Source organism: Bradyrhizobium sp. AZCC 2289 (genome assembly GCF_036924615.1).
GTDB lineage: Bacteria > Pseudomonadota > Alphaproteobacteria > Rhizobiales > Xanthobacteraceae > Bradyrhizobium.
Genome location: NZ_JAZHRY010000001.1, coordinates 8951974 through 8978555, shown reverse-complemented (window position 1 = coordinate 8978555; position 26582 = coordinate 8951974). Strand labels below are relative to the sequence as shown.

General features: G+C 62.8%; 24 protein-coding genes, 1 tRNA gene and 1 pseudogene. 12 read left to right on the top strand and 14 right to left on the bottom strand.

Going from position 1 to position 26582, the window contains the following annotated elements; translation table 11 throughout:
* Window positions 1-459 (bottom strand): MarR family winged helix-turn-helix transcriptional regulator, encoded by a 459-nt coding sequence (locus V1289_RS41985; protein ID WP_334405244.1) that lies wholly within the window; start codon window positions 457-459, stop codon window positions 1-3.
* 261 nt (window positions 460-720) lie between these two features.
* Here V1289_RS41985 and V1289_RS41980 point away from each other — a divergent pair, with 261 nt between their 5' ends.
* From V1289_RS41980 to V1289_RS41970, 3 genes are read left to right on the top strand one after another with little or no spacing between them, the layout of a single operon-like run.
* On the top strand, window positions 721-1893 hold the full coding sequence (locus V1289_RS41980) for an efflux RND transporter periplasmic adaptor subunit (RefSeq protein ID WP_334405242.1): 1173 nt from the start codon (window positions 721-723) through the stop codon (window positions 1891-1893).
* A complete protein-coding gene (locus tag V1289_RS41975) occupies window positions 1890-5036 on the top strand; it encodes a multidrug efflux RND transporter permease subunit (protein ID WP_334405240.1) in 3147 nt (1048 codons plus the stop codon). Before V1289_RS41980 ends, V1289_RS41975 begins: the two co-directional genes overlap by 4 nt.
* Before the next feature lie 57 nt (window positions 5037-5093).
* Window positions 5094-5675 (top strand): invasion associated locus B family protein, encoded by a 582-nt coding sequence (locus V1289_RS41970; protein WP_334405238.1) that lies wholly within the window; start codon window positions 5094-5096, stop codon window positions 5673-5675.
* A gap of 101 nt (window positions 5676-5776) precedes the next feature.
* Here the strand turns inward: V1289_RS41970 and V1289_RS41965 are convergent, their stop codons facing one another.
* Complete coding sequence (locus V1289_RS41965) at window positions 5777-8065, bottom strand: arylsulfatase (RefSeq protein WP_334405236.1); 2289 nt, start codon at window positions 8063-8065, stop codon at window positions 5777-5779.
* 119 nt (window positions 8066-8184) lie between these two features.
* Between V1289_RS41965 and V1289_RS41960 the strand changes: the two genes are divergently transcribed.
* Both V1289_RS41960 and V1289_RS41955 read left to right on the top strand, forming a co-directional pair.
* Entirely contained in the window at window positions 8185-8850 is a 666-nt protein-coding gene (locus tag V1289_RS41960) for a TetR/AcrR family transcriptional regulator (RefSeq protein ID WP_334405234.1), read from the top strand.
* A gap of 248 nt (window positions 8851-9098) precedes the next feature.
* On the top strand, window positions 9099-9536 hold the full coding sequence (locus tag V1289_RS41955; protein ID WP_309184255.1) for a VOC family protein: 438 nt from the start codon (window positions 9099-9101) through the stop codon (window positions 9534-9536).
* A gap of 74 nt (window positions 9537-9610) precedes the next feature.
* Here V1289_RS41955 and V1289_RS41950 read toward each other — a convergent pair whose 3' ends face one another.
* Both V1289_RS41950 and V1289_RS41945 read right to left on the bottom strand, forming a co-directional pair.
* The gene (locus tag V1289_RS41950; protein WP_334405232.1) at window positions 9611-10375 is read right to left on the bottom strand and encodes a spermidine synthase; all 765 of its coding nucleotides are present in this window, start codon (window positions 10373-10375) and stop codon (window positions 9611-9613) included.
* Window positions 10372-10518, bottom strand: coding sequence for a hypothetical protein (locus V1289_RS41945; protein ID WP_334405230.1), 147 nt, complete (start codon window positions 10516-10518; stop codon window positions 10372-10374). The genes V1289_RS41950 and V1289_RS41945 overlap by 4 nt, the downstream gene beginning before the upstream one ends.
* A 63-nt stretch (window positions 10519-10581) precedes the next feature.
* Here V1289_RS41945 and V1289_RS41940 point away from each other — a divergent pair.
* The 3 genes from V1289_RS41940 to V1289_RS41930 all read left to right on the top strand — a co-directional run bounded on the left by V1289_RS41940 (window position 10582) and on the right by V1289_RS41930 (window position 11816).
* Window positions 10582-10655: transfer RNA gene (locus V1289_RS41940), tRNA-Gln, on the top strand.
* A 692-nt stretch (window positions 10656-11347) separates the two neighbouring features.
* A complete protein-coding gene (locus V1289_RS41935; protein ID WP_334405228.1) occupies window positions 11348-11503 on the top strand; it encodes a hypothetical protein in 156 nt (51 codons plus the stop codon).
* A complete protein-coding gene (locus tag V1289_RS41930) occupies window positions 11481-11816 on the top strand; it encodes a helix-turn-helix domain-containing protein (protein WP_334405226.1) in 336 nt (111 codons plus the stop codon). The genes V1289_RS41935 and V1289_RS41930 overlap by 23 nt, the downstream gene beginning before the upstream one ends.
* Before the next feature lie 335 nt (window positions 11817-12151).
* Here the strand turns inward: V1289_RS41930 and V1289_RS41925 are convergent, their stop codons facing one another.
* The gene (locus V1289_RS41925) at window positions 12152-12520 is read right to left on the bottom strand and encodes a VOC family protein (protein ID WP_334405224.1); all 369 of its coding nucleotides are present in this window, start codon (window positions 12518-12520) and stop codon (window positions 12152-12154) included.
* Window positions 12521-12784: 264 nt separating this feature from the next.
* On the opposite strand from V1289_RS41925, the gene bfr reads away from it, so the two are divergent.
* The gene (gene bfr / locus V1289_RS41920; RefSeq protein ID WP_334405222.1) at window positions 12785-13267 is read left to right on the top strand and encodes a bacterioferritin; all 483 of its coding nucleotides are present in this window, start codon (window positions 12785-12787) and stop codon (window positions 13265-13267) included.
* Between the two features lie 183 nt (window positions 13268-13450).
* Here the strand turns inward: bfr and V1289_RS41915 are convergent, their stop codons facing one another.
* The 4 genes from V1289_RS41915 to V1289_RS41900 form a co-directional block, all read right to left on the bottom strand.
* On the bottom strand, window positions 13451-14401 hold the full coding sequence (locus V1289_RS41915; protein ID WP_334405220.1) for an oxygenase MpaB family protein: 951 nt from the start codon (window positions 14399-14401) through the stop codon (window positions 13451-13453).
* 142 nt (window positions 14402-14543) lie between these two features.
* Window positions 14544-15371, bottom strand: a complete 828-nt coding sequence (locus V1289_RS41910; RefSeq protein ID WP_334405218.1) for an aldo/keto reductase — start codon at window positions 15369-15371, stop codon at window positions 14544-14546.
* Between the two features lie 94 nt (window positions 15372-15465).
* Entirely contained in the window at window positions 15466-16347 is an 882-nt protein-coding gene (locus tag V1289_RS41905; RefSeq protein WP_334405216.1) for an NmrA family NAD(P)-binding protein, read from the bottom strand.
* Window positions 16348-16385: 38 nt separating this feature from the next.
* Window positions 16386-17666 (bottom strand): serine hydrolase domain-containing protein, encoded by a 1281-nt coding sequence (locus V1289_RS41900; protein ID WP_334405214.1) that lies wholly within the window; start codon window positions 17664-17666, stop codon window positions 16386-16388.
* A gap of 199 nt (window positions 17667-17865) precedes the next feature.
* Here V1289_RS41900 and V1289_RS41895 point away from each other — a divergent pair, with 199 nt between their 5' ends.
* Window positions 17866-18768, top strand: coding sequence for a LysR family transcriptional regulator (locus V1289_RS41895; protein WP_334405212.1), 903 nt, complete (start codon window positions 17866-17868; stop codon window positions 18766-18768).
* 272 nt (window positions 18769-19040) lie between these two features.
* Here the strand turns inward: V1289_RS41895 and V1289_RS41890 are convergent, their stop codons facing one another.
* Window positions 19041-20522 carry an FAD-dependent monooxygenase gene (locus V1289_RS41890; protein WP_334405210.1) on the bottom strand — a complete coding sequence of 494 codons (1482 nt, stop codon included), beginning with the start codon at window positions 20520-20522 and terminating at the stop codon, window positions 19041-19043.
* A 63-nt stretch (window positions 20523-20585) separates the two neighbouring features.
* On the opposite strand from V1289_RS41890, the gene V1289_RS41885 reads away from it, so the two are divergent.
* Window positions 20586-21239 (top strand): TetR/AcrR family transcriptional regulator C-terminal domain-containing protein, encoded by a 654-nt coding sequence (locus V1289_RS41885; protein WP_334405208.1) that lies wholly within the window; start codon window positions 20586-20588, stop codon window positions 21237-21239.
* A gap of 226 nt (window positions 21240-21465) precedes the next feature.
* Here the strand turns inward: V1289_RS41885 and V1289_RS41880 are convergent, their stop codons facing one another.
* Window positions 21466-21639 (bottom strand): hypothetical protein, encoded by a 174-nt coding sequence (locus V1289_RS41880; protein WP_334405206.1) that lies wholly within the window; start codon window positions 21637-21639, stop codon window positions 21466-21468.
* A gap of 58 nt (window positions 21640-21697) precedes the next feature.
* Between V1289_RS41880 and V1289_RS41875 the strand changes: the two genes are divergently transcribed.
* A complete protein-coding gene (locus tag V1289_RS41875; protein WP_334405204.1) occupies window positions 21698-22996 on the top strand; it encodes an acyltransferase family protein in 1299 nt (432 codons plus the stop codon).
* Window positions 22997-23032: 36 nt separating this feature from the next.
* Here V1289_RS41875 and V1289_RS41870 read toward each other — a convergent pair whose 3' ends face one another.
* The 3 genes and pseudogenes from V1289_RS41870 to V1289_RS41860 form a co-directional block, all read right to left on the bottom strand.
* Window positions 23033-24523, bottom strand: a complete 1491-nt coding sequence (locus V1289_RS41870; protein ID WP_334405202.1) for an amino acid permease — start codon at window positions 24521-24523, stop codon at window positions 23033-23035.
* A 101-nt stretch (window positions 24524-24624) separates the two neighbouring features.
* Window positions 24625-26283: a tyrosinase family protein gene (locus tag V1289_RS41865; protein WP_334405200.1), complete on the bottom strand. Its 1659-nt coding sequence runs from the start codon at window positions 26281-26283 to the stop codon at window positions 24625-24627.
* Between the two features lie 194 nt (window positions 26284-26477).
* A pseudogene (locus tag V1289_RS41860) lies at window positions 26478-26576 on the bottom strand (catechol 2,3-dioxygenase); the annotation flags it as partial.
* Window positions 26577-26582: the final 6 nt, after the last annotated feature.

The window sequence follows — 26582 nt, the reverse complement described above, 5'->3', positions numbered from 1 at the left end:
TTACTTGATGGCGATATCCGGAGACTCGCCCAGGCTCTTGAGGCGTTCCTTGACCTCGACCAGCGTATCGAGGCTGGTCTGCAGCGCACCGGCTGGAATGTCGCGCAACACGTCGGTTGCAATCGCGTCGCGCAAGCTGTCGAGATCGTCGACGAGCTGGCGGCCGCTTTGGGTCAGGAACAGCCGGTTGGCCCGGCGGTCCCTGGGATCGGGCCGGCGCTCGAGCAATCCGTGTTCGACCAGGCGGTCGAGCAGCCGCACCAGCGAGATCGGTTGCAGCTCGAGCACGTCGGCGAGATCGACCTGCGACAGCCCCTCCTGCTGCCGGAGCCGAAACAGCACGATCCATTGCGCGCGGGTTGTGCCGCGTTCTTTGGCGCGGTGGTCGATGTAGTTGCGCAGCAGCCGCGAACTCTCGACAAGTTGCGCAATCACCCGTCGTTTCAGGTCGAGCGACATGGATCCAATGGCTTTTCTGTCCGTTTCCTGCGTTTTTTTCTTTGTTAGCTTCCGGGTAGTTTTTCGGGTAGTTTCCTGGATAGCTTCTTAGGTAGTCTTCTTGGGTAGTTTTCCCGAGCCGTGACGTCCCAAAGCTTTCCAAATGTTTAGGATTATTCAAGCTATAGTGTGTGTACACATTAAGTGCACGCATATTATATCTATGAACCTTGGGAACGGTTTTGGCCACCCATTACTTGTTTTCTGAACCCATGAGTCCGCATGTCGAAGTCACGAACATTTGGTTGGGTTTTGCTGGTCGCCGCGGTCGGCGCGGCGGGCTATTTGGGCTGGCAACGCCTGCACGGCGAGGATCGCGCCGCGCAGGCTGATGCCCAAAAGCGCGGCCCTGCCCGCCCCGCCGTTCAGGTCAAGATCGCTCCGGTCGAAAAGGCCGACTTCCCGGTCTACCTGACCGGCCTCGGCACCGTTCAAGGCTTCAATACGGTCCTGGTCCGCAGCCGGGTCGATGGCCAGATCAACCGGATCGCGTTCCAGGAAGGCCAATTCGTCAAGGAAGGCGACACCCTGGTCGAGATCGATCCGCGGCCGTTCCAGGCCGTGCTCGACCAGGCCAAGGCCAAGAAAGCCCAGGACGAAGCCAATCTGGCCAACGCCAATCTCGACCTGCAGCGCTTTACCAAGCTCGGCGAATTTGCGACCAGGCAGCAAACCGATACCCAGCGTTCCACCGTTGCGCAGCTGACGGCACAGATCGCGGCCGATACGGCGGCGATCGAAAATGCCCAGACCCAGGTCGATTACGCCACCGTCAAGGCCCCGATCTCCGGCGTTGCTGGCCTGCGCCAGGTCGACGTCGGCAATATCGTCAATGCCGCAACCCAGAGCGGCATCGTGACCATCGCCCAGATCGAGCCGATTGCGGTGATCTTCACAGCGCCCGAGGAGCAGCTGCCCGATATCAAGGCGGCGCTCGCGGTGGCGCCGCCAAAGACCATTGCGCTGTCCACCGACGGCAAGCGTGTGCTATCCACGGGAACGCTGGCGCTGATCAACAACCAGGTCGACACCACGAGCGGGACTATTCGGCTCAAGGCGGTGTTCGACAACAAGGACCATGCGCTGTGGCCGGGCCAGTCGGTTTCTACCCGGCTCCTGGTGGCGACGCTGAAGGATGCCACCGTGGCTCCCGACGACGCCGTCCAGCACGGAACCGATGGTCTCTACGCCTTCACGGTCAATCAGGAGAACAAGGCCGAACTCCGCAAGATCACGGTAACAAAGTCGATCGACGGTCGTTCGGTGGTCGACGAGGGGTTATCGCCGGGTGAGCAGGTGATCACGGCCGGACAATACAAGGTTTCGCCGGGCACGCTGGTCACGACGGCGGTCGCAAGCTCGGATCCGGCCCAAGCCAAGGTCAAGCAGGAATGAGCGACGGAATTTCCGCGCCCTTTATTCGCTACCCCATCGGCACCTCGCTGATGATGGCCGGCATTCTCTTTGTCGGCCTCGTCGCCTACCCGCTGTTGCCGGTCGCGCCCTTGCCGCAGGTCGACTTCCCGACCATTCAGGTCGCCGCCAGCCTGCCCGGCGGCAGCCCGGAAACCATGGCCTCGTCGGTGGCGCAGCCGCTGGAGCGCCAATTGGCGCAGATCCCGGGCGTCGCGCAGATGACCTCGACCAGCTATCTCGGCACGGCGGCGGTCACGATCCAGTTCGACCTCAATCGCTCGATCGACGGCGCCGCCAACGACGTGCAGGCCGCGATCAACGCCGCCGGCGGCCAGTTGCCGAAAAACCTCCCCTCGCCGCCGACCTACCGCAAGGTCAATCCGGCGGATTCGCCGATCCTGCTGTTGTCGGCGACCTCGGACACGCTGCCCCTGACCACCGTCAGCGACGCCGTCGACGCCCAGCTCGCGCAACAGATCAGCCAGATTTCCGGCGTCGCCCAGGTCATCATCGGCGGCCAGCAGAAACCGGCGATCCGCATCCAGATCGACCCGGCCAAGCTCGTCGCCAAGGGCCTGTCGCTGGAGGACGTGCGCAGCCAGATCGCGATCACGACCGTCGACAGCCCGAAGGGCAATATCGACGGCGACACCCGCGCCTACACCATTTACGCCAACGACCAGTTGCTGGATTCCAAGGACTGGAACGACGTCATCATCGCCTACCGCAACGGCGGTCCGTTGCGGGTCCGCGATATCGGTCAGGCCGTCACCGGTCCGGAGGACGCCAAGCAGGCGGCCTGGGCCAACGGCAAGCGCGGCGTGTTCCTGGTCGTGTTCAAGCAGCCGGGCGCCAACGTCATCGATACCGTGGACAAGATCAAGGCGACGCTGCCGCGGCTGGTCGCCGCGATCCCGCCGGCGATCAAGATCGAGCTCATCAGCGACCGTACCCAGACCATCCGCGCCGCGGTCGAAGACGTGCAGTTCACCCTGCTCTTGACCATCGCACTGGTCGTGATGGTGATCTTCGTCTTCCTGCGCAGTTTCTGGGCGACCGTGATCCCGACCGTGACGGTGCCGCTGGCCTTGCTCGGCGCCTGCGCGCTGATGTGGGTATTCGGCTACACGCTCGACAACCTGTCCCTGATGGCGCTGACCATTGCCGTCGGCTTCGTGGTCGACGACGCCATCGTGATGCTGGAAAACATCACGCGCTATATCGAGGAAGGCGAAAAGCCGATGGCCGCCGCCTTCAAGGGCGCCAGCGAAATCGGCTTCACCATCGTGTCGATCAGCGTTTCGCTGGTCGCCGTGCTGATCCCGCTGCTGTTGATGGGCGGCATCATCGGGCGGCTGTTCCGCGAATTCGCGGTGACGCTGGCGATGACGATCTTCGTGTCGATGATCGTGTCGCTGACGCTGACGCCGATGATGGCTTCGCGCTTCCTGCGCGCCCATCATGAAACCAGGCACGGCCGCTTCTACCAATGGAGCGAACGCGCCTTCGACGCGATGCTGCGCGGCTACGAGCGCGGTCTCGACCTGGCGCTGCGCTGGAAATTCACCACGCTGATGATCTTCTTCGCCACATTGGGATTGTCGGTCTATCTGTTCGTCATCATTCCCAAGGGCTTCTTCCCGCAGCAGGACAACGGCCTGATCACCGCGACGTCGGAAGCCAATCAGGATATTTCCTTTGTCGACATGAAGCGGCACCAGGAGGAACTCGGCAAAATCGTGATGGCCGACCCCGACGTCGCCTCCGTCGCGATGGCGATCGGCGGCAGCGGCCGGGCCGGCAATAACGGCAATCTGTTCATCACGCTGAAACCGCGCAATGAGCGCAAGGCGAACGCCCAGCAGATCATCGCGCGGCTGCGCCCCAAGCTCGACAAGGTCGAGGGCGCGCGGCTGTACATGCAGGCGGCGCAGGACGTGCGGCTCGGCGGCCGGCCGACCCGAACCCAGTTCGAGTTCACGCTGCAGGACGCCGACCTCGGCGAACTGAACCAATGGGCGCCAAAGATCCTGGCGAAGATGCAGACCCTGCCCGGGTTGCGCGACGTCGCGACCGACCAGCAGACCAATGGCACCACGCTCGAATTGAAGATCAACCGCGACACCGCCTCGCGCTACGGCATCCAGCCGCAACTGATCGACGACACGCTGTACGACGCGTTTGGCCAGCGCCAGGTGACGCAATATTTCACGCAGCTCAACAGCTATCACGTCATTCTTGAGGTGCTGCCGGAATTGCAGGGCAGTCTCGACACCCTGAACAAGATCTACATCAAGTCGCCGACGACCGGCGACCAGGTGCCGCTCTCGACCTTTGCGACCTGGACCAGCGTGCCGGTGCGGCCGCTTTCGATCAGCCACCAGGGCCAGTTCCCGGCGATCACCATCAGCTTCAACCTCGCCCAGGGCGTCGCACTCGGCCAGGCGACCAACGCGATTCAGCAGGCGATGGCCGATCTCGGCGCGCCGACGACGCTCAATTCCAGCTTCCAGGGCACGGCGCAGGCGTTCCAGCAGTCGCTCGGCACCGTGCCGCTGTTGATCCTCGCCGCCCTCGTGGTCGTGTATTTGATTCTCGGCATTCTCTACGAAAGTTACATCCACCCGATCACGATCCTGTCCACGCTGCCTTCCGCCGGCGTCGGCGCGCTGGCGATCCTGATGCTGTTCGGGTTCGACTTCAGCCTGATCGCGTTGATCGGCATCGTTCTTCTGATCGGCATCGTGAAGAAGAACGGCATCATGATGGTCGACTTCGCCATCTCGGCCGAGCGCGACGAACATCTGGAGCCCGAGGCCGCGATTCGCAAGGCGGCGTTGCTGCGGTTCCGCCCGATCATGATGACGACGATGGCGGCGCTGCTCGGCGGCGTGCCGCTGATGCTCGGCACCGGCACCGGCTCGGAAATCCGCCAGCCGCTCGGTTATGCGATGGTCGGCGGCCTGATCGTCAGCCAGGCGCTGACATTGTTCACGACGCCGGTGGTGTATCTCTATCTCGACCGGCTCTCCAACGCCTTTGCGGGCTGGGGACGATCGGACAAGAGCGATGACGAAGCGCACCCGGACGAGCGGAGCTCGGTCAAACAAGCCGCCGAGTGACTTGACTTTGAACGCATACCGGCACATCCGAAGGATGTACGCTTCGGAGTGAAATCGGTGAAATTCCCGGTACAATTTGTAGTCGTCGCAGCCGTGGCGTTCGGATCGCTTGGCCTGAGCCTGGCCCAGCAGGCCCCCAAGGAAACCGCCAAGGCCAAGACCCCGCCGCGCGCGGCGCAGGCAGCGCAGCCGGCGCCCCAGGCCGAGGCCGCCCCCGCAAACGCTCCCGCCGCTCCCGGCTGGGTCGCGCGGTGCACCAGCGCCAGCCGCGACGCGCCGCTGGAATGCGCGATCGAGCAAAGCGCCGTTCTGAGCAAGACCGGGCAATTGATCGTGCTGATCAACATTCGCGTGCCCAGCGACACCCACACGCCGATTGCCGGCATTCAATTGCCGCTCGGACTTAACCTGCCGGTGGGCGCCAAGCTCCAGGTCGATGACGGCAAGACATCCGATCTGCAGATCCAGACCTGCGAGGCGCGCGGCTGCTATACCAACGTCCCGATTTCGCCGGAACTGCTGGCTGCGATGAAATCCGGCAAGCTGCTGAAAGTGTCGTTCCAGAACATGGGCAAGGAAACGATTACGATCCCGATGCCGCTGGCCGACTTTCCGGCGGCCTACGACAAGATCAAGTAGCAGGCCCATCGTCATTGCGAGCGAAGCGAAGCAATCCATCTCGCCGCGCAAAGAAAGAATGGATTGCTTCGTCGCTCCGCTCCTCGCAATGACGGTAGTAATCACTGCCGCGCCATCTCCGTATTGCCGACCGCCTCGCCGTCGAGCTTCTGGTCGTCATGCATGTCCACCGTCACCCGCAGCAACCGCCCGGTGAACTCGAACGGCGCCTCGTAATGCGATACCGGGCTGGAGCGGTCGCGCCCGATGTCGAGACCGGACCATGAAATCAGGGTGTGGAATCCAAGCTGGGTCTGCAGCGCGCCGGCGGGCTCGCCGTCGATCAGGAGCGTATATTCGCTGACCCCGGTGCGCGCGCCTTTGGCCGGCGGTTCCTTCCGCACCAGACGCTCGACATGAACGCCGAGCCGGCGCGCGCCGGCCGGAATCCTGCGGTTCGATTTCACGATCTCATGGCCGCCGCCGATATTGAGATCGTGAACCAGTAGGCCGTCCTTGACGTAGAGGCTGTAGCCCGAGGTCGCGTCGCCATGCGCGATCAGCACACCCTCCGCACCGCCCTCGCCGATCTCGACATGGGCTTCGATGGTGTAACTGCGGCTGCGCACGTCGGGCGCGATGTCGGTCGACACATGCCCCATGCCGGCGTGAAAGGTGAATTTGTTGCGCGCGCCGTGGAATCGCGTGGCGTTTTCGCCAAAGCGGGGACCGAAGCGGTCGTCGAGCGGCAGCACATTGTGCTTTTCGGCCTCGCGCCACCACAGTTTTATCATTTCAGCCAGGCGCTCGGGCTCCTTTTCGGCGAGATCGTCGACCTCGGAAAAATCCTTGTCGAGATGAAACAGCTCCCATTTGTCGTTCTCGAACGGCGTTCCCGAGGGATGGAAGGCGACGGCCTTCCAGCCGTTCTGCCAGACCCCGCGATGGCCGAACATTTCGAAATATTGCGGCGAGGTTTTCGACGGCGCCGCAGGATCCGCGATCGAGCGGGCAAAGCTCTCGCCCTCGATCGGCATCTGGGCAACGCCCGCAATCTCGCCGGGCGCGCTGACACCGACCAATTCGAGCAAGGTCGGCGCCAGGTCGCTGGCATGGACGAACTGGTGGCGCAGCTCGCCCTTGGCTGCGATCCGCTTCGGCCATGACATCACGAAGGGATCGCGGATGCCGCCGCCATGAGTGTTCTGCTTGTAGCGGCGCAGCGGCGTGTTCGACGCCATCGCCCAGCCGTGCGGAAAATTGGTGTGCGAATCCGGACCGCCGATATCGTCGATCCGCCGCAGCTTTTCCGCCATCGGTTCGGGACGGAAATTGTACGGCCCCATCGCGTTGACGAAGCCGAGCGGGCCGCCTTCCTGGCTGGCGCCATTGTCCGACAGCACGAGGATCAGCGTGTTGTCGCGGATGCCGGCCTTGTCGAGGAACGATACCAGCCGCGCCAGATGCCGGTCGGCGTGGTCGAGCATGCCGGCAAACGCAGCCTGCAGCCGCGTGAATACGCGCTTCTCGTCGGCAGAGTGCTCGTCCCACGCCTTCACGCCGTCGTTGCGGGGCGGCATCCTGGTGTCCGGCGGCACGATGCCCATCGCCTTCTGCCGCGCCATGCGCGCCTCGCGCTCGGCGTCCCAGCCATGCGCGAACATCCCGTCATAGTGCCTGATAATGTCGGCCGGCGCCTGATGCGGCGCATGACAGGCGCCGAGCGCGACCCAGGTCAGCCAGGGGATGTCGGGCCGGTCGGCGGTGTGATCGGCGATGAAGCGGATCGATTGATCGATCAGGTCGGCCGTGAGGTGATAGCCGCTCGCGTAATTGCCGGGCGGATCGATATGGGTGTTGTCGGAAACCAGTTCCGGCGCGTACTGGTCGGTTTCGGCGTCGAGGAAGCCGTAGAAGCGGTCAAAACCGCGGCCGAGCGGCCAGCCATCGAACGGGCCGGTGGCGCCGCTTTCGGTCAGCGGGGTGACGTGCCATTTGCCGACCATGTAGTTGCGGTAGCCGTGCGGCCGCAGCATTTCTGCCAGCGTCCCCGCCTCGCGCGCGATCTTGCCGCGATAGCCGGGGTAACCGCTATCGAAATTGGCGAGGCAGCCGACGCCGACCGAATGATGGTTGCGCCCGGTCAATAGCGCCGCGCGCGTGGTCGAGCACATCGCGGTGGTGTGGAATCCCGAGTAGCGCAGGCCCTCGGCGGCCAGTCTGTCGATGGTCGGCGTCCTGATCGCCGAGCCATAGCAGCCGAAATCGGAAAAGCCGACGTCGTCGAACAACACGACGAGGATATTGGGCGCGCCCTGCGGCGGCCGGGCGGTCTGCGGCCACCAGGGTTTGGAGCCGGCAATGGTCTTGTCGATGGTGCCGCCGAATGGCGTGCTGCCGCCTGCGCGCATGCTTGCCTCCCTGTTTCGCCGCGACCGCGGTTGTCCGCGCGGTTCGCGTTTCGATTTCCGGCATTGCCAAAGATGATAATCCGAATTATGATTAGGATTATTGGGAGACGCAAGCCCGGATGCCGCCGCCACGCCAACAATTCGACCTGCCCGGCGTGACGCCGTCGCGGCAGAAGCGCAGCCGCGAAACCACGCTTGCGCTGCTGCAGGCGGGCGCCGAGCTGCTCAGGACGCGCAGCCTTGGCGAGTTGTCGATCGAAGCACTGTGCAGCAATGTCGGCGCAACCGTCGGCGCGTTCTACAGCCGGTTCGACAGCAAGGAGGCTTACTTCAACGCGCTGATGGAGCTGGCGGCGCGCGACGGCGCGCGCCGGCTGTCGGAACTGCCCGCCGAGGCGCGCCTGAAGGAGGCCGATCTCGCCAACCGCTGCCGGGTGCTGGTGAGCGGGGTCATCGGCTGGATCCGCGCCCATGAAGGCGTGCTGCGCGCCGCCCTCCAGCACGACGATACCAGGCCGGACCAATGGACCAGCTTCAAGGCGCTTGCACGCGCCACCACTGCGCGTGCAACCCCTCTCCTGCTCCCGGCCATGGGCAAGGGCCGCCCCGCCGCCAAAACCCGCGGTATCGCCTTCGGCTTTCAGGTGGTGCTGGGGACGCTCGTCAACGCCATCCTCAACGACCCCGGACCGCTGTCGCTGCACGACAAGGAAATGGAGGTGCGGCTTTCCAATTGCCTGTTGCTGCTGCTGGAAGCCGAGATGCCGGCCGGGCCGATCCGCTGATCGGGCACACAGCCGGCGGCATAGCGGCCAGACGGGCTCCGACGGGGCCGGATTGGGTATTACGAAATCAAGCCAAAAAATTCAGAATCCATTGTCGGACTCCCGTGCCCCCGTTCGTCCTCCGGACGAGCCCACCCAAACGGAGTTCATGATGGCCAACGATCTTCGTTAATCTGCCCTCCGCCCAATCCCGCCCGCCACAGCCTTCGCGACAAGGCACGAAAACCCAACCAACAAGGACATCCGTCATGACTTCCATCACGCCATTCCTCTGGTTCGACAACAACGTCCCCGAGGCCGTCGCCTTCTACAAATCGGTGTTTCCCAATGCCAAGGTCGAAGCCGTCAATGACTTCATGGCGAGCTTCGAACTCGAGGGGCAGAAGTTCAACGCCCTCAATGGCGGCCCCAAATACAGGTTCAACGAGGCGATCTCCTTCTTCATCAGCGTCGAGACCCAGGAACAGGTGGACTACTTCTGGAACAAACTGACCGCCGACGGCGGCGAGGAATCGAAATGCGGATGGCTCAAGGACAAGTTCGGCCTGTCCTGGCAGGTTGTGCCCACCGCGCTTGGCCGTTACCTCAGCGATCCCGATCGCAACAAGGCCAACCGCGCCATGCAGGCCATGATGAAAATGCAAAAAATCATCATCGCCGACCTCGACAAGGCCTATGCCGGCTGATCCCGGAAGCTTTCGGAGCGATGGGCGTCGCGCACCAGATCGATCGCGAGCTTCACTTCCGTCGCCGCGCACGATCAATCGGTCGTTGGCGCCGCGTCGACGGTTGCCCTCGCGCCGGGCAAATCGGCTTTCACGGCCACATAGACCGTGTTGCTTGCATCGGGATCTCCTCGCAAATTGTTGAAGGTCACGACATGGGCCCTCGCGGTTGCAAAGGCGCCGGCGAGGTCGCGCTCGAACGCATCATCCGGCGGATCGTTCGACCACAGCGCGAACACGCCGCCCGGATGCAGATGAGCGGCGAGCCGCGCCAGTCCCTCCGGCTGGTACAGCGCGGCATGGCGCGGATGCAGGAGGTTGCGCGGCGAATGATCGATGTCGACCAGCACCGCATCGAAGCGGCGAGCAGGTGCTGCCGAATCAAAACCTGCGGCGGAATCCGACATCGCAAAGAAGTCGCCATGAACGAGACGGCAGCGCGGATCGCCGGTCAGCTCCTTGCCGAGCGGCAGCAATCCCTGCGCGTGCCACTCGATGACTTCCGCCAGTGCATCGACCACGATCAACGATCGCACACGAGCGTTTTCGAGCACCGCGCGCGCGGTGTAGCCGAGCCCGAGACCGCCAACCACGACGTCGAGATCGCCGCGACCCCGCGCCGCCAGTCCGAGCCGCGCCAGCTCGATCTCGGCTGCGGTGAACTGGCTCGACATCAAAAACTCGTCGCCGAGTTTGATTTCGTAGATGTCGATATCGGACGATGGCGGCCGCCGCCGCCTTAGGGTGAGCAGGCCCATCGGCGTCGGGCGAAAATCCAGCTCTTCGAAAGAAAAGCTCATGCGCCAACCGCCCTGACCGCGGCGCGAACCGCGCCGCCAAAGGCCGCGGATTTGCCGGGGCCCCCGTGCACCAAGCCCATCGCCACGCGCTTGCCAAGGGCAGCGGCTAGCGAGTAGAAGGGCGCCAGATCGCGGGATTCCATGAATCCGATCGCGAGCAATTGCCCAATCGACCGCCTAACCTGTTGATGTCGTTGAGCAATTCTTGGGGAATGGTGTAACGGTAGCACAACAGACTCTGACTCTGTTTGTCTAGGTTCGAATCCTAGTTCCCCAGCCACGATTTTCCCCTTGCAATACAACGACTTAACTCCACCCGAATGGCCGACCAGCTGGTTTCGATCAAGGTGGACCTCTCCGGAGAGCGCATAAACGCGTGTGCTTCATTGAGGACATAACCTCGCGGTCTCGCGGCGCGACGCGCCCGAGTCTTGACAGGGTTCACCCTCGAAAACGGGAGGGCGCAGGGAATGCCGGGTGCGCGCTGCACCCGCGGTCTCGTGTGCAAGATGCACAAGGAAATGCGCACACGAGCATACAGGTTCAGCGGAGGCATCCGGCATCCCCTGCGTGATGGCTTTACGGCTTATGCCGTGCTCTCCTCGGCGACGAATTCGTCTTGTCACCGTCGTCGGCGGATTCAAGCGGCTCCTCAAACCCGGTCGGGATCGAGTTTGCCACCGCCGACTTGGCACCAGCAACGGGTGTCAGGACCACACGGTTTTGCCGTACGCTCAAACGTCGTTCGTCCTGCGCGCCTGCAACTCGCTCACGAGGTTCAACCCGCCCTGCGACCGCATTTGCGCGCCGACGCTCTCGCGTCCACCACATCCCATCCCGCGTTCGTGACGACGCGCGACCGCCCCTCTTGTCGGAACGGGATGGCCGGAGATAGGCCACTGATTTGGGGTTTCGGCGAAGCGGAATTTTGCCCGTCGTGCCAATTTGTCGCAAGGCGACGGGCAATCGGGTGTGACAACGATCTTCGCGCGCTCGGGCCTCGCTGTTCTTGCCGACGCTCGCGGTTTCCGCGTCGGCGACGTTTTGGCGGACGAAAAGGCTCTGGCGAAGGCGCTTTCAGAAGGCGTTATTGAGGACGTAGACCATGGCGAAGAAGAAAAAAGTTAGCCCGCTGGCGAAGGCTTTGCTGGAAACGGCGGGCGACATGCGGAAGGCCGGGCTGATGGACAAGGCCACCGACGAGAAGATCACCCTGCGGCATTTGGGAGCGACAGGCGCGCCCAAGGCCACCCCGAATACGGGGCCGCAAATCCGGGCCATCCGCGAACGGGCTCAATTGAGCCAGGCGGTGTTCGCCCGCTATCTCAATCTGACCGTGGGTTACGTCTCGCAGCTGGAGCGCGGCGCGAAACAGCCGACCGGCGCGGCACTGGCCTCGCTCAACGTGATCAAGCGAAAAGGGATCGAAGCTATTCTTTAGTGGCTGCGATCCATCCGAGACGTCGAATAGCTCTGCCTCGAAATACTGAATTGCGGTGACGGCGCTCAATCGACCAGCCGCGCCTTCGCGGGATCATATCGCAAGCTACGCAAGCGCGGGTTGACGCCGTTCGAACCGGAAAGCCGTTGGTCGAATTTAAAATTGAGTGCACCGTAATTCCGGTGACGATGCGATCGTTCGTTGCCGTCCTTTGATCTTCGCTCGAGAGACAGCAGCATAACCCCAGCCGAAGCTGATGTCAGGGTGATGGCCGTCCATCTCGGCAAGTTCGCCAACTTCCCGATCAAAGTCGAGCGCTTTGCCGCTTCGATCCGCTATTGGACGGAAGCCGGAAGCAAAGGCCGAGCGAAACTGAGTTCGTGGCCGTCGGGGTCAACCAGGTGGAAGAAGCGCTCACCCCATTCGGCATCGCGGGGCACGGTCGCCGGCTGGTATCCCGCTGCGAACGCGCGTTCGTAAAGTACGTCAACATCGGTGACGTAGAAGATAACCCGACCCCACCAGGACCAGCGGCGTTCGGCAGGTTGGACGATGAGGTTGAGGTAACTTGTCCCTGCTCGAAAGCTGGTGAATGATGACCCTTCGCCGCCATGCAGGACCTCAAACCCGAGCGCTCGGTAGAATCGGACAGCTCGTGGCATTTCATGGGTGCCCAGTGTGACCGCGCTGATCCCCTCGATCATGACCAAAATTCCCCCGATCTATTTCCCTGCGCGTCTTGAAGTCGCAGCGCACAGATTAACCTCCGCCTCACGTGTGTCGAAAGTGAGCAAGTCAACGGCAAGCGCCCCTTTCCTTGCGTCGCCGCTCCCGGCGAGCGTTAGATGCCCCAAACTGCTCGAACCGAAAGCGCTGACGCTCTAAACTCTCCATCGTGTTGGCCAAGCATCAAGTTCCAGGCGCCCACTCGACAAAACGATTCGAATACCCGCGAAAAGGAGCAGAGCATGAAGGGCGATAAAGACGTTATCGAATACCTCAATAAAGCGCTGCGACACGAACTCACCGCGGTGAACCAGTACTGGCTGCATTACCGCCTGCTCGACAATTGGGGCTACAAAGTACTGGCCAAGACGTGGCGCAAGCAATCGATTGAAGAGATGCAACACGCAGACAAGCTCATCGAACGCATCATCTTCCTCGATGGATCTCCCAATATGCAGACGCTGGAATCCCTTCATATCGGGAAGACCGTGAAGGCCGTACTCGATAACGACTTGCAAGCCGAAGTATCGGCGCACTCCCTCTACGCTGAAGCTGCGACCCATTGCCATTCGGTCAGGGACTACGTGACACGAGATTTGTTTGAGCAACTGATGCACGATGAGGAAGAGCACATTGATTTTCTGGAAACCCAGATCGATCTCGTCGCGAGGATCGGCCTCGAGCTATACGCCCAGCGTCATATCGGAGAGCTCGACGAGGACTGAAGTGTTCACGACTTCGTCTGGCACAGAGCTGAACAGCGCAGTCATCGTCAGACAGTCGGCTATCAGGGGTCTACCGGACTAACCGTGCACCGATCTCGACTGCCGCTTCTGGACCCTCGGCGAAGCCGCCGCTTTGCGCTGCTACACCGCGAGATGTGCCTGCAGACAGCGTTTAGGAGAGCTTCACCTGTTCCAGCGATCATCCAATTGGGGCCGTCCGATCCACGCCCTGTTAAGACATCGGGTTGCCCAGCCGAGCTGCCGCCTTCCTTGTAGTCGCGCTTGAGCTTCCTGGTAAGGACCGACGTACCGAAGGCGGGTCGGTATTTTGGGATACACGCGTCGTATCCATGCAAGCGCACGTTCTGCGGCTTTCCGGTCACGTTCGTCAAAGGCAAATCCGAAGCCCATGCGCAATCGCTCTGGCATCAACTGGGCACTCAGGGCCTGGTACCATCGCGGCGGCCGCAACCATGGTCGTCCGCCGGCGAAGATCTGTCCGGCCACCTCGCGTGCCGCGGCGCTGACGGACAACGTATCCGATTGCATCATGGCCGCGTTGTAGGCGGCGAATGATTCCCAATCCGCCGGCAAGTCGGCCGGCGTCAGCCCGAACAATGCCCCGAACAGCCGGCTTTCGGCCCAATACCGCTCGCGCTCTTCGACCGAGAGCGGAGGCAAAATCAGGTCGTGCACGATGAGAGCGGTCTCGACGAGGGTAGCGTGAACCCAGCGCAATGCTGCGACCTCGTTGGCGCGGTAGGATGAGCCACTCGCGAAGGGACCGACTGCTTCGGGCAAGCGGCCGACGATCATGGTATGGCGGTGGTGCAGGCGCCGGGCAGCCGCGAGGGCCCTGTCGCGCGAGCCGAACACCATCGTGAACACAACGTCAAAGGTTCGTTGGAAGCGACCGATCGGATCCGCAAAGGTCCGAGAGTGCTCGGCGACGGCGGCCGCGACCCAGGGATGCGCCAACTGAAGGAGCAAGGCACGACCGGCACCCAAGAAGATGATGGCTTCCCTGTCGATCCTCCAGGTTATCGAGGCTGGACCAAAAATGCCCTCGACCGATCCGGCGGCCCGAGCCCGGACGAAATCAAGGGCAGCCTCCAGGTCGCTTTCGGAAACCAAATGCGCACCTTTCGAAACGGACGGGGATAGATTTATTCCACCCCTCTGTGCAGTCTATCGCAATTCAGCAAGCCAAAGCCCTCTAAACGTTTCACACTTGGCGCACGTTCTATCCCCGCCAAGGCCGCTGCGCCGATGAATTTCATCCGAGAGCGTCCCACTCTGGCGCGAAGGGCGGCCGGACGAAGCGCTGGTCTTTCGGCAGAGCGGCGATAGCGGCGCGATCCTCGTCATCGAGCTGGGTGCCGAGTGCATCAAGATTGGCCTTCTGGCTTTCGGGACGGGCGGCTTTCGGAATCACGATGACGCCCTCCTGATCGAGGAGCCAGGCGACCGCCATCTGAGCGGCACTGCAACCGTGCTTGTGGCCGAGGAAGGCGAGCGTGGGATCACTTGCCGCCCGCCCTTGCGCGAGGGGCGCATAGGCTGTCAGCGGAATCCCCTTGCCGCGCAGATAGGCGAGCATCGCCGCCTGCGACAGGAACGGGTGGTATTCGACCTGGAGGCTGGCAATCGGCGCGCCGATCTCCTCCACCGCGCGACGGATCATCGGCAGGTTGAAGTTGCACACGCCGATCGCGCGCGTCAGGCCGCGCTCCCGCAGCGACATCAACGCTTCCAGCGTCGCTGCCATGTCCATGTCTCGTGACGGCCAATGGATCATATAGAGGTCGACATGGTCGAGCCCCAGTTTCCGCAGACTGGTGTCGAAGGCGCGGTAGAGCGCATCCGGCGCAAGCTGATCATGCCAGACCTTCGTGGTGACGAAGAGCTCGTTCCGGTTCACGCCGGACGCCGCGATGGCCGCGCCGACGGCGGTTTCGTTGTCGTACATCGCGGCGGTGTCGATATGTCGGTAGCCGAGCGCGATCGCACTCTCGACGACCGGCTGGGCGTCGGCTCCCGGCATCCGGAAGGTGCCGAAGCCGAGGCGAGGCATCGCAACACCCTGTGTCATGATCGTCTCCATGATGTTTTCCTTTCTCGGATTTCCTGCCGGCGGGTCGGTGCGGTCACCCTTTTGCGCTGCCGGCAGGCGGCAAGCCATCACAAGGGCGGCGGCGTCAGACGGATGCTTTGGTCTGGCTCGCCCTGACGAGTTCGGCGATGACGCTTTCGAGTGCCGTAGTGCCCTTCATCGCCGACCGGCCGTGCTCGCTGAAGTCGATCCAGCCCTCATTGAAGCCGTCGAGCATCCGGATCCGAGGCAATGGATTTCGCGTTCCCTGAGAGCGGAAAATCTGCTCCCAGCTCTCGCGCGGCACCGTCTCGACCCGGACGGGGCTCTTCAGCACCGTGGCGAAGGCCCGGGCGAGATCGTTCGGCGATATGCGTGCGGGCCCCTCCAGTTCGACGACCCGCGTCCCGCTCCAGTCCTCGCGGAGAAGCGCGGCGGCCAGGCGCCCGACATCCTGCGTCGCGACCGTCGGGAACAGCTTGTCGGCCGGCTGCAGGAAGCTGCGCAGCACGCCTTCGTCGCGCGCCGAGGGAATGTCCCAGAGCGCATTCTCCATGAACCAGCCGGGCCTCAGGAAGGTGACCGGAAGGCCGATCTCCTGCAGCGACTGTTCCATCAGCGTGCGCTGGGTCAGCAGGTTCTCGTGCGGCGCATCCGCGCCGATGGTCGACAAGCAGACCACCTTGCCGGGACGAGCCTCAACCAAAGCCGACGTTACGGCGGCGATGACGTGCCTGGCCTCGGGAAAGCCGGGCTCCGGATCGAACTCGGAGGGCGGCAGGATGAATACGCCCGCGGCACCCCTGAAGGCTGAAGTCAGGCTTGCCGCGTCGTCCATCTCGGCCAGGGCGACGTCGCAGCCCCGAGTTCTCCACTCCGCCGCCTTGACCTCGTCGCGCAGAACGGCGCGGACGGGCAGTCTTTCGGCGAGAAGGGCGCGCGCAAGCGCGCCGCCGACATTGCCAGTGATTCCGGTGATTGCGTACATGATGGTTCTCCAGAAGGTTGATGTCGATCGCGCAGGGCTCAGGCGAGCCCGGCATAGAGGCCGCGCTCGAACTCGCCGTAGAGCGCGACGACCCGCTCGTCGAAGAAGGGCAGGATCTGGGTGAAGAGCGCGCCGGTGACGTGCTTCACCGGGTCGAGCCAGAAGTAGCAGTTGAGCAGGCCCGCCCAGGAGATGCTGCCGGCGGAGCGCCCGTTTGGTCCCGGCTGCATGTTGATGTCGAAGGACAGGCCCCATTTATGCGGCTGTCCCGGGAACTGGTCGAAGCTGCGGGAATAGGGCGGCTGCGCCGAGCGCATCTCCTGGACGTTTAGCTCGCCGATCTGGTTCTGCATCATCATGGCAACCGTCTCCGGACGCAGGATTCGGACGCCATGCAGCGCGCCGCCGTTCAGCAGCGCCTGCAGGAACGCCATGTAGTCCCGCGGCGTGCTGAAGGCGCCGCCGCCGCCCATGAAGAACTCCGGCCGTTGCGGCATCTCGAAGGGCGCCGGATCCAGCCCGCCATCGGCGCGGCGGTTGTGGAAAGTGGCTACGCGCCGCTTCTGCTCGGTCCCGATCAGAAACCCCGAATCCTTCATGCCGAGCGGCGCGAAGATGTTCTCGCGGAAGTAGATCTCGAGCGACTGGTCGGACACCGCCTCGACCAGCTTGCCGACCCAGTCCATGCTGATGCCGTATTCCCACCGCTCGCCAGGCTCGAACTCGAGCGGAGCCGTGAAGGCGGCGTTCTTGCAGGTCGCGATGTCGGGCATGCCCGTCACCTTCTCGTAGCGGGTCAGAGCCTCGCTCCAGATCGAGTAGGTGTAGCCGGAGGTATGCGTCAGCAGATGGCGCACCTTGATCGCGCCCTTGGCCGGCCGCAGTCGCGGCGTTCCATCCTCGCCGAATCCTTCGAGGACCTGCGGCGAGGCCAGCTCAGGCAGGTACTTCGCCGCGTCGTCGTCCAGATGCAGGCGGCCCTGCTCGATCAGTTGCATGCAGGCTGTTGCCGTGAAGGCTTTGGTCATCGACAGGAGCCAGAACACCGTGTCCACTGTCATCGGCGCGCCGGTCGCAACATTCGCCTTGCCGAAGGCGCCCTCGTAGACAACGCCCTTCGGCGTGGCCGCCATGGCGACGACACCGGCAACGTCGTTCTTTGAGACGCCTCCCCGCAAGGCGGCGTCGATCGCCTTGAATCTTACTGACGAGGCGGCCGGCGTTGTCCCGGCCAGGGTGGGGCTGACCGCATCGAGAGCCAGAATGGCCCCCAGCATTCCCCCGCGCTGAAGCATCGTTCTGCGTGTGAGGTGGTTCATGGCTAACTCCTTTCCGGATCGGAGGAAATCCGATTTGCTCGGCCGCTCACCCCCGATGTTGCTAAGACGTCACCCTTGTAAGCCGTGCCATGACGTGATTCACGCTCATTAGAATCAATGCTACAGTGACTCAGATTCACTGCTTATCCGCCTCGGAGTGAGGCTCCGGCGGAGACCTGCAGAGGCGAAGGGAGATCGAATGGTTTTCGACACGCGGCTTCTGACCGGCGTCGGTGTCCTGACAGCGGTTACGGAGGCTGGGAATTTCGCCCGCGCCGCGGAGATGCTCGGCCTGACGCCGTCAGCGGTGAGCCGCGCCGTCGCGCGTCTGGAGGCGCGGGTCGGCGTGCGGCTTTTCGATCGCAATCCACGCGAAGTCAGCCTCACCGAGGAAGGCCGGCGCTTCCATGCGCAGGTGATGCCGCTTCTCGCTGGCCTGGATGAGGCGGCCGCCGAGGTCGCGGGGGCGGCGGCGGTCGTGCGCGGCCGGCTGCGCGTATCGGTGGACCCGTGGTTCGCGCGTACGGTGCTTGCGTCGAAGCTCCAGCAGTTTCTGGTCCGCTATCCTCTGCTGTCGGTCGATTTCTCCACCAGCAACTATCGCCAGGAGATGATGACCGGCGTCGACGTGGCGGTGCGCTTCGGTCCCCCCGATGAGTCATCCCTCATCGTGCGCAAGCTGCTGGAGACCCGCATCCTGACGGTCGCCGCTCCGGCCTATCTCGAAAAACACGGCGAGCCGCGATCACCGCACGACCTCGTCCATCACGAGGCGCTTCTCTTCCGTGATCCTCAGACTGGCCTTCCTTTTCCATGGGAGTTTCACCGAGGCGGGGAGATCGTCGAGGTCAAGGTCTCCAGTCGCCTGGTGCTGGATGATCCTTCCGTCGCGGTAACAGCCTGCGTGGCGGGTCAAGGCATTTTCCAGAGCCTCGCGATCGGTTTGGCGCCTTTACTATCGCGAGGCGAGCTTGTTCAGATCCTGCCGGAATGGTCGGAAGAACTCTATCCGCTCTATGCCTATCATCCCTCGCGCCACCTCCCGCCGGCAAAGGTCCGAGCGCTTCTGGATTTCATCCAGGAGATTGCTGTCTGCGCGTAATTGATACTCGAATTGTGCGGTATCCGCACCATTTCGCAGAACTTTTTGGCGCTCAAGCCAACATTTACCATCGATTACGGCGACAGTGCTGCACTGCACCCCATAAGTGAGACACGACAATTTCTGTGACCGGACGTTGATCATGGTTGTGTCAGGTGTTGCGTCGGTGGTCATGCTGATCTCCGGGGCAGGAACGACCGTTCTCAACGATAAGGCGGGTGAGGCAAGATTGATGTGAGAACGAGCTGATGGTCCGCGTACAGGGTCGGCAATCAGGCGGCGAACTCGGTGTGGCCTGCGTCGTCTACGGGGCACACGTGGGCGAGGTAGCCGTCGGGACGGACAAGCATTGAAGCGAATTTGCCGAGCAAACCGTCGTTGGCGCCGGGTGCCAGGCTGACGATGTTGATTGCGTCCCTGACCGGCGTTGCGTTGCTCTCCGCAGCGACTTGCAACAGGACCCAGCGGCCTTCTTGGAGATAGGGGTAGAGGGTCGTGCGCGAGCCGTCCCTCAACACGAGATCCCCGTCTGAAAGACGATGCCCGCTCACACCTTTCCGATGTTCCCAATTGTGCTCCGCCTGAAACAGCGGCTCCGGATAGGCGACCCCGAAGCCGGAGAGCTGGTCCGAGAGCTGGCGGTTGACCTCCGGCACGCGAAGAAAGCCGCTGAGCATGCGCCGCAGAGCCAATGCCGGAGGATCAAATGCGGAGAACAGCGCGAACTGCGCAAGCGTGTCATGTTGGAGCGCCTCGCCGACCGGTCTACGCTCTGACTGATAGCTATCGAGTATCTCGTCAGACGCGGTACCGTGTATAACACTCGCCAGTTTCCAGCCGAGATTCATGGCGTCCTGGATGCCGACGTTCATGCCCTGACCGCCCATCGGCGGGTTAATGTGAGCGGCATCGCCAGCCAGGAAAATCCGCTCTTTCCGGTAGCACTCGGCGAGGCGCGATTCATCTGTGAAGCGCGATATCCAAACAGGATCGCGCGGACGGAGATCCCTGCCGAAAATGCGGGCCGCGGAAGCCGCAACCTCGGCGAGCGATACCGGCTCGGAGGGGGCTAAATAGGGTGACGATGCATCAATGACGCCAATTCTGTGATGAACACCATCGCCACGTGGCGCGAGAACCAAACCACCAGCCTCGTTGACGAGGGTGAGGACCGGTCTCTCTGGTGGCGCATCAAGCACAACGTCTGCCAATGTCATTGTATGCCGTGCCGGATGACCGACAAAATCGATGGCTAAGGCATGCCTTACGATGCTGCGAGCGCCATCGGCCCCAGCGGCGTAGCGAGCAGCAAAGCCGAATGGCGTCTCGCCGTTCCGGCCCCGTATGATGACGCTGTCGGCATTCTGCTCAACCTCTTCCACAAGGTGGCCACGCCTGATGTCCACGCCCAATTCCAGTGCACGCTCCTCGATGAGCCTTTCGGTCGTCGCCTGTGGCAGGAACAGCGTGAAAGGAAAGCGCGAGCCCAATGTCGAGAAGTCAAGCAGTGTGTCCAGCCCCCCGAAGAAGAACCCAGGGATCGGACGACCTTGTGAGAGGAAGCGCTCCGCGATCCCGCGCAGGGCGAACACCTCCAGGGTTCGACCGTGGATCGTCAATGCGCGGGATTGGGTGACGCGTTCGGCGCGCCGTTCCAGCACGAGGACTTTGACTTTTGCCAGCGCCAACTCACAGGCAAGCCATAGTCCCACCGGTCCGCCGCCAACGACGATGACGTCGAATTCATTGCTCATGATCATCTCTCCACGTATCTTACGGTGTAAGACTTAGTCTAACGGTGTTAGTGAGATCAAGCGGTGGCAGCCAGTGTGGGCATTCAACAAGAGTTGATCGTACGGGCGGCGCTGACCTTGCTCGATGAGGTTGGGCTGGAGGGCCTCACGATGCGGCGGGTCGCCACCGCCTTGAAGATTCAGGCGCCATCGCTTTATTGGCATTTTCCCAACAAGCAGGCATTGCTGGACGGCATGGCGGATGCCATTTTTGGCGCCGTGTCACTGCCGCGGAATCGCAAGGGCAAAGCCTGGGACGAGCGGCTGAAGGCTGTTATCCGTGCCATCCGGCGGGCTTTTCTCGCCCACCGGGACGGCGCTCGCGTCTTCGCCGGCACGTATGTCCCTACCGACAACGTGCTTCGAGTCGTCGAAGCCATGATGGCGCTAATGCAGGAAGCGGGCGCTTCGCCAGAGCTGTCATCCGACGGAGCCTTCAGTCTCGTCTATTACGTGCTGGGTTTCACGATGGAGGAACAGGGACTGGATCCGCGAACAGGCGGCCCGCTCGATCTCGCGAACCGACAAGCGAAGTTCGCGAACCTTGCGGCAATAAAGTACCCAAGCATCCACGCGGCTTTGCACCGTATGTTCGACAACGATCTCGACGATCGCTTCGAAGCAGGACTCGACCTGCTGATCAGCGGGCTAAAGACCCGGATCGATACCCGATCGTAGTTCGCTTCTCGCGGACCAGCCGACGTCGCTAACGCGGCAACGGCAGATTGTCCAAAGCGATCGGGGCCGAGTTGATCGACTAGACAAAGTGGAAATCACACCATTAGCCAAGTAAAGTCATCGTTGATGCCGAGTTGGTCGTTCTCCGCTGTCACGGCGCGTCATCGCTGAAAGCCCACCCGCGTTGCTACACGTTGGTAATGAAGAAGTCCTTCGCCGGTCTCATTCAGACGATGGTTGGCAAAAGCGCGGTTTTGAAATCCGCCGCAATCGGCATGGCGACAATCTGCGCAAATGTCGCGGTGGGAAACTCCCGGCCGGCTCGTCCTCGTTCACGAACGCTCTGCTCATGCAGAAAATATAGGCCCCGGGTGAAGCAGAGCCCCGCCTTGCCCGGCACCTGGCCCCCCTCTTGCTCAAGGGAGTGCAACGCAACCACCATATAAGAGAGATGTACCATGCCGGCACAGACATCTTCGGTTGCGGTTCGATTTGAGGCACTTGATGCGCTGCGCGGCGTCTGCGCGCTGCTGGTCGTGCTGTTCCATATCCCGATTTACCATGCGCTGAAGGACGTCGGCGCGTTCGCCAATCTGCAATTCTGCGTCGACATGTTCTTCGCCCTGTCCGGCTTCGTGCTCTGTCACGCCTATGGCCAGCGCCTCAACGACGGCGTTGACGGCGTCCGCTTCATGGCGATGCGGTTTGCCCGGCTCTGGCCGCTGCACATCGTGATGCTGGCGCTGTTCGTGATGCTCGAATTGACCAAGTTCGTGTTTACCCGCGCCGATGGCTCGATGGCGCTGGATTCGCAGCCCTTCGCGCCGGGACATTCGCTCTGGGAGATCGTCACCAATGTCCTGTTTCTGCAGTCCTTCGGCTTGCATCCGGCGCTGAGCTGGAACGGACCGGCCTGGAGTGCGGCGCTCGAATTCTACGTCTCGATCCTGTTCGCCGCCGTTGTCCTGCTGTTCCCCCGCCGGCGCTACGACATGTTCTTTGGCCTCTGCCTGCTGGCCGGGCTGCTGCTCTACATGGTTTCGCCGCACACGCTGTTCGTCTCCGCCGATTCGGGCGTCCTGCGGACCATCTTCAGCTTCTTCGCAGGCTGCCTGGTGTATGACTGGCGCGTGCGTTCCAGCGGTCACCTCGTGGCGCCGAACGTGCTGGAGGCCTGCTGCGTGGTATTGGCCGTTGCCTTCGCGGCGACCACGCCGCCGGGCGGAACGCAATATGCCTTTCCGATCCTCGCCGCGATCGTGATCTACGTGTTTTCGTTCGACCAGGGCGCGGTCTCGGCCGTGCTGCGGTCGTCGGCGCTGCAGAAACTCGGGCTGTGGTCCTACTCGATCTACATGATCCACACCTTCGTGTTTCAGCTGATCAAGATGATCGCCTCCTTTGTCGGCCACAAAACCCACATCGAGCTGGTGGGCTGGCACAACAATGAGAAGCCGATGCTGCTGGGAACGCCGGGACAGGCGCTGTTGCCGTCACTGACCCTTTTTGTCGTCCTCGTCGTACCGGTCGCCGCCCTGACCTATCGCTGGATCGAGAAGCCCGCGATGGATGCGGCCCGGCTGCGCATCGCCAGCCCGGTAACCTGGCTGGGTGCAGTCTCGGCGACGTCTGGCGCCGTCGCGATCCTGCGCTCGCACGTGAAATCGCTGGTGCTTTCAACCGGCCGCTCGCTCGCGCATGGCCTCGACGCCGCCGCTGCCATTTCCAGGCGCGGCGGTGACGGCATTCGGACTTGATGAAATCTTGCTGTCGCCAGACTACGGAAGCAATTTTCACATCTGCGAACGGCGGTTCGCCTTCATGCTGTGCCTTGCGCCATACGCGAAATAAATGACCAGCCCGACGGCGAGCCAGACCGCCAATCTGATCCAGGTATCCAGCGGCAGGCTGACCATCAAAAAAATGGAGATGGCGGCGCCGGCCGGCGCCACCAACCAGATCGCGGGAGATCGAAACGGACGGATGAGCTCCGGCTCGATCAACCGCAGCACCAGCGTGCCGATCGAAACCACGGCGAATGCAAACAGCGTTCCGATGCTGACGAGCTCGCCGACGAGGCCGATCGGCAGCAAGCCTGCGAGAACCGCGACGACAATTCCGCAGCCGATGGTGGATACATAAGGCGTCCGGAACCGGGGGTGAATTTTCGCGGCAATCGGCGGCAGCAATCCGTCATGCGCCATGGCGCGAAAAATCCGCGGCTGCGGCAACAGGCTGACCAGAATAACCGACGTCAGCCCGAACAGGATGCCGAGCTTGATGAGCGGCGATAGCCATCCGACCCCTGCGGCATCGACGCCAACCGCAATCGGATCGGGAACGTTCAAGCGGTCGAACGGTACGATCCCGGTCAGCACAAAACCAACGGCGACGTAGAGGACGGTACAGATGACAAGCGAGCCCAGAATTCCGATCGGCATATCGCGCTGCGGTGTCCGCGCTTCCTGCGCCGTGGCCGAAACCGCGTCGAAACCGATATAGGCAAAGAACACCACGGCCGCGCCGCGGATCACGCCGGACCAGCCATAGGTGCCCGGGCCGGCGTTCGGCGGGATGAATGCCCCGTCGGGATTGCTTGACGTAACCCAGTTCGCTGACGTGACCGAGGAAGCCGTACAAATAATGAAGAGCGCGATGACCGTCAGCTTGACCGCGACGACAAAGCCGTTGAAGCGCGCCGACTCGCGGATGCCCACGACCAGCAGCGCCGTCACGAGAACGATGATGAGCATCGCCGGGACGTTGAAAATCGCACCGGTCGACGACCAGGCGTGCGTCTTGTCGTCAAAGCTCAGGGGGGACGAAACCAGCCGCGACGGCAAATCGAGACCAAAATCCTTGGCGAAGCTGACGACATAGCCCGACCATCCGATCGCGACCGTCACGGCGCCGACCGCGTATTCGAGGATGAGGTCCCAGCCGATGATCCACGCCATCAGTTCGCCAAGCGTCGCATAGGCATAGGTATAGGCACTGCCGCTGATCGGAACGGTCGACGCCATCTCGGCGTAGCACAGCCCGGCGAATGCACAGGCGACCGCACCGAGGAGAAACGACAGCGTGACCGCTGGCCCGGCGTTCGCCGCGGCGGCATGCCCGGTCAGGACGAAGATGCCCGCACCGATAATTCCGCCGATGCCGATCGCGACGAGGTTGAGCGCGGACAATGATCGCTTCAGCGGATGCACCTCCGCGTCGCTGTCCCCAAGCGCGGCCTCCTGCAGCAGTTCCGCCGCGGACTTCCGGGCCCAAAGGTTTGCCAACAGCCGTTCCCTCCCCCAACCGCGCCCGCGATAACCAACATGGCTACCACGTTTTTGGCGCGGTTTGGGACCCGGCAACAGCTGCCGCTCGGTGTCCGGCGCTACTGCCGGGACGACAGATAGACCTGCCGGTAGCGCAGGACTTCCGGTGGCTTGTTGTCGCCGGTGACCGGCACGAGCGTCACGGAAAGACTTTCCTTGCCCGACAGGCCGGCGGCCTGCTCCGCCGACAATGGGAAGCCGAAATTGCGCGTGATCGTCGGGTGCAAACCCAGCATGCGTTTTCCGGTCGACGGCACGATGATGATACTGCCGAGATAGCCGGGTTCAGGCCCCCTGGCCGGGGCCGTGACGTCGGGCCGGTTGAGGAAGACCTGAACCACCGCGCCGCGATCGGCGGGAATTTCCACGCCATCGATGCGCAGCACCAAGGTCGCCGCGCTCGCCCCGGTCGCCAGCGCGGTAATGCGCGGCCTGACCTCCTGCGGCAGCGCAATCTGCAGCGTCGTCGGCTGCGAGGCGAGCGCGCGCGGTTCTGCGCCGGTATTGATTGCAGCCAGGGGCGTACTGAGCGGAGCCACCTGCGCGACCCGGATCGGCTCGGGCGCACCGGGTGCGGCCGCGGCAACCGCGGCACCGGGCGGCCATTGTGGCGGCTGGTAGCGGTATCCGAGCGATTTCTCGGAATCGATCACCTGACTGATCACGATTCCGGTCCATATCTGGGCCTGATCGTAAAAGTAAAACGGCTGCTGATTGAGCCAACGATCGTTGGACGGGTTGGCGTGTCCGGCCATCGCGACCCATTTGCTCCAGAGACGGTCGATATTGGCGTGGTGCGCGAAGAACACCGGATCGAACGCTGCCGCGGCGAGCATCCCCATATCGGCAAGGCCGGAGAAGTTTTTTGGATCGGTGGTCCACAGATGAACCATGCCGTGCGGGCCTGCCTCGAGCGTGCCCGCTTGTTGGGGCGCATTGGCGGTCTGGGCGAACACCGGCAGTTCCTCGTTGCCGCTGCCGCCGAAATCCGAAAACGACTTTGCGCCAAGGATCGCGTTCATCGCGGTCGGGCCGACGACGGAGGTCGGAATCCTGTCGTCCTTTCCCACGGCGCGCGTGGTGTCGAACAGCGGATTTGGATTGAGGTCGGTCGGAAAGCCGTAGACCTCGCCGGGGAAACGGTTGCGCCCGGTCATATCGTTCGGATCGTCCTTGCAGGAATCCCAATCCCAATAGGGAAGCGCGAACGAGGGATCGCCGATCAGCTTGCCGAGGATGGTTTCGTGGAAATAAAGGTAGGCGCGGTGCCAGGCGAAGAACCACCAGCCGCCGTGGATCTCCATGCCGTTCAGGCTGTCGCCCGCGCCGCTGCAGTACCAGCAATGCACCGCACCCTGCCGGTACCATCCGCGCGGGTCGTCGTTTTTCGTGATCTTGAACAGCTCGGTATAGGCGGCCTTGAGACGGTCGACTTCGCTGGCGTTGAGTTCGAACACGCTCTTGCGAATTCGTACCGGGCCCGCCCCCGGCGAACCATAGGCGACCGCCTGCCCAAACGGCACCGGCGGCACGCACTCGATCGGAATCGTCGGCACCGGCGTGGGCGCCTGTGCCGCTTGCGACCAGGCCTTCCAGGCCGTGGTGGCGCCGGCGGCGAGCCCGGCGCCCACCGTCAGCGACCCCGTGACAAAATCGCGGCGACGCAGCTTTTTCGATGGGTTACGGACAGGTTTCTGCGAATTTTGATGGTCGGTCATTTCTGATCTCCTCCCACGATGCGAGGGGAACGCGCCGACTGTTAAGCCGGCCGTGCTGCCGAAAGACGCCTGCGCCCGCGCCCAATTTATCACTCTTCCTGAGATTGCTCCATGTGAAATAGACTACATTTGGTTGCTATTTTCCAGCGCGCCGTCATTCGGCGCTGCAGCTTAGTCAGTGGCCGGGACAGCCTTCGGAGCGTCGGCCCCTGCCCCATGTCGCCATCGATCCAGCCGATGTCGAAGCCGGAACCCTTGAGCGCGGCGACGCAGCGCTCGAGCGCCTGCCGGCGGTCCGC

Coding starts and splice junctions, on each gene's coding strand:
- V1289_RS41905 (WP_334405216.1), bottom strand. CDS start 16,347: ATGTACGCAATCACCGGAATCACTGGCAATGTCGGCGGCGCGCTTGCG.
- V1289_RS41865 (WP_334405200.1), bottom strand. CDS start 26,283: ATGACCGACCATCAAAATTCGCAGAAACCTGTCCGTAACCCATCGAAA.
- V1289_RS41980 (WP_334405242.1), top strand. CDS start 721: ATGTCGAAGTCACGAACATTTGGTTGGGTTTTGCTGGTCGCCGCGGTC.
- V1289_RS41975 (WP_334405240.1), top strand. CDS start 1,890: ATGAGCGACGGAATTTCCGCGCCCTTTATTCGCTACCCCATCGGCACC.
- V1289_RS41895 (WP_334405212.1), top strand. CDS start 17,866: ATGGTTTTCGACACGCGGCTTCTGACCGGCGTCGGTGTCCTGACAGCG.
- V1289_RS41900 (WP_334405214.1), bottom strand. CDS start 17,666: ATGAACCACCTCACACGCAGAACGATGCTTCAGCGCGGGGGAATGCTG.
- V1289_RS41910 (WP_334405218.1), bottom strand. CDS start 15,371: ATGGAGACGATCATGACACAGGGTGTTGCGATGCCTCGCCTCGGCTTC.
- V1289_RS41960 (WP_334405234.1), top strand. CDS start 8,185: ATGCCGCCGCCACGCCAACAATTCGACCTGCCCGGCGTGACGCCGTCG.
- bfr (WP_334405222.1), top strand. CDS start 12,785: ATGAAGGGCGATAAAGACGTTATCGAATACCTCAATAAAGCGCTGCGA.
- V1289_RS41890 (WP_334405210.1), bottom strand. CDS start 20,522: ATGAGCAATGAATTCGACGTCATCGTCGTTGGCGGCGGACCGGTGGGA.
- V1289_RS41875 (WP_334405204.1), top strand. CDS start 21,698: ATGCCGGCACAGACATCTTCGGTTGCGGTTCGATTTGAGGCACTTGAT.
- V1289_RS41955 (WP_309184255.1), top strand. CDS start 9,099: ATGACTTCCATCACGCCATTCCTCTGGTTCGACAACAACGTCCCCGAG.
- V1289_RS41985 (WP_334405244.1), bottom strand. CDS start 459: ATGTCGCTCGACCTGAAACGACGGGTGATTGCGCAACTTGTCGAGAGT.
- V1289_RS41965 (WP_334405236.1), bottom strand. CDS start 8,065: ATGCGCGCAGGCGGCAGCACGCCATTCGGCGGCACCATCGACAAGACC.
- V1289_RS41930 (WP_334405226.1), top strand. CDS start 11,481: ATGGCGAAGAAGAAAAAAGTTAGCCCGCTGGCGAAGGCTTTGCTGGAA.
- V1289_RS41945 (WP_334405230.1), bottom strand. CDS start 10,518: ATGGAATCCCGCGATCTGGCGCCCTTCTACTCGCTAGCCGCTGCCCTT.
- V1289_RS41925 (WP_334405224.1), bottom strand. CDS start 12,520: ATGATCGAGGGGATCAGCGCGGTCACACTGGGCACCCATGAAATGCCA.
- V1289_RS41950 (WP_334405232.1), bottom strand. CDS start 10,375: ATGAGCTTTTCTTTCGAAGAGCTGGATTTTCGCCCGACGCCGATGGGC.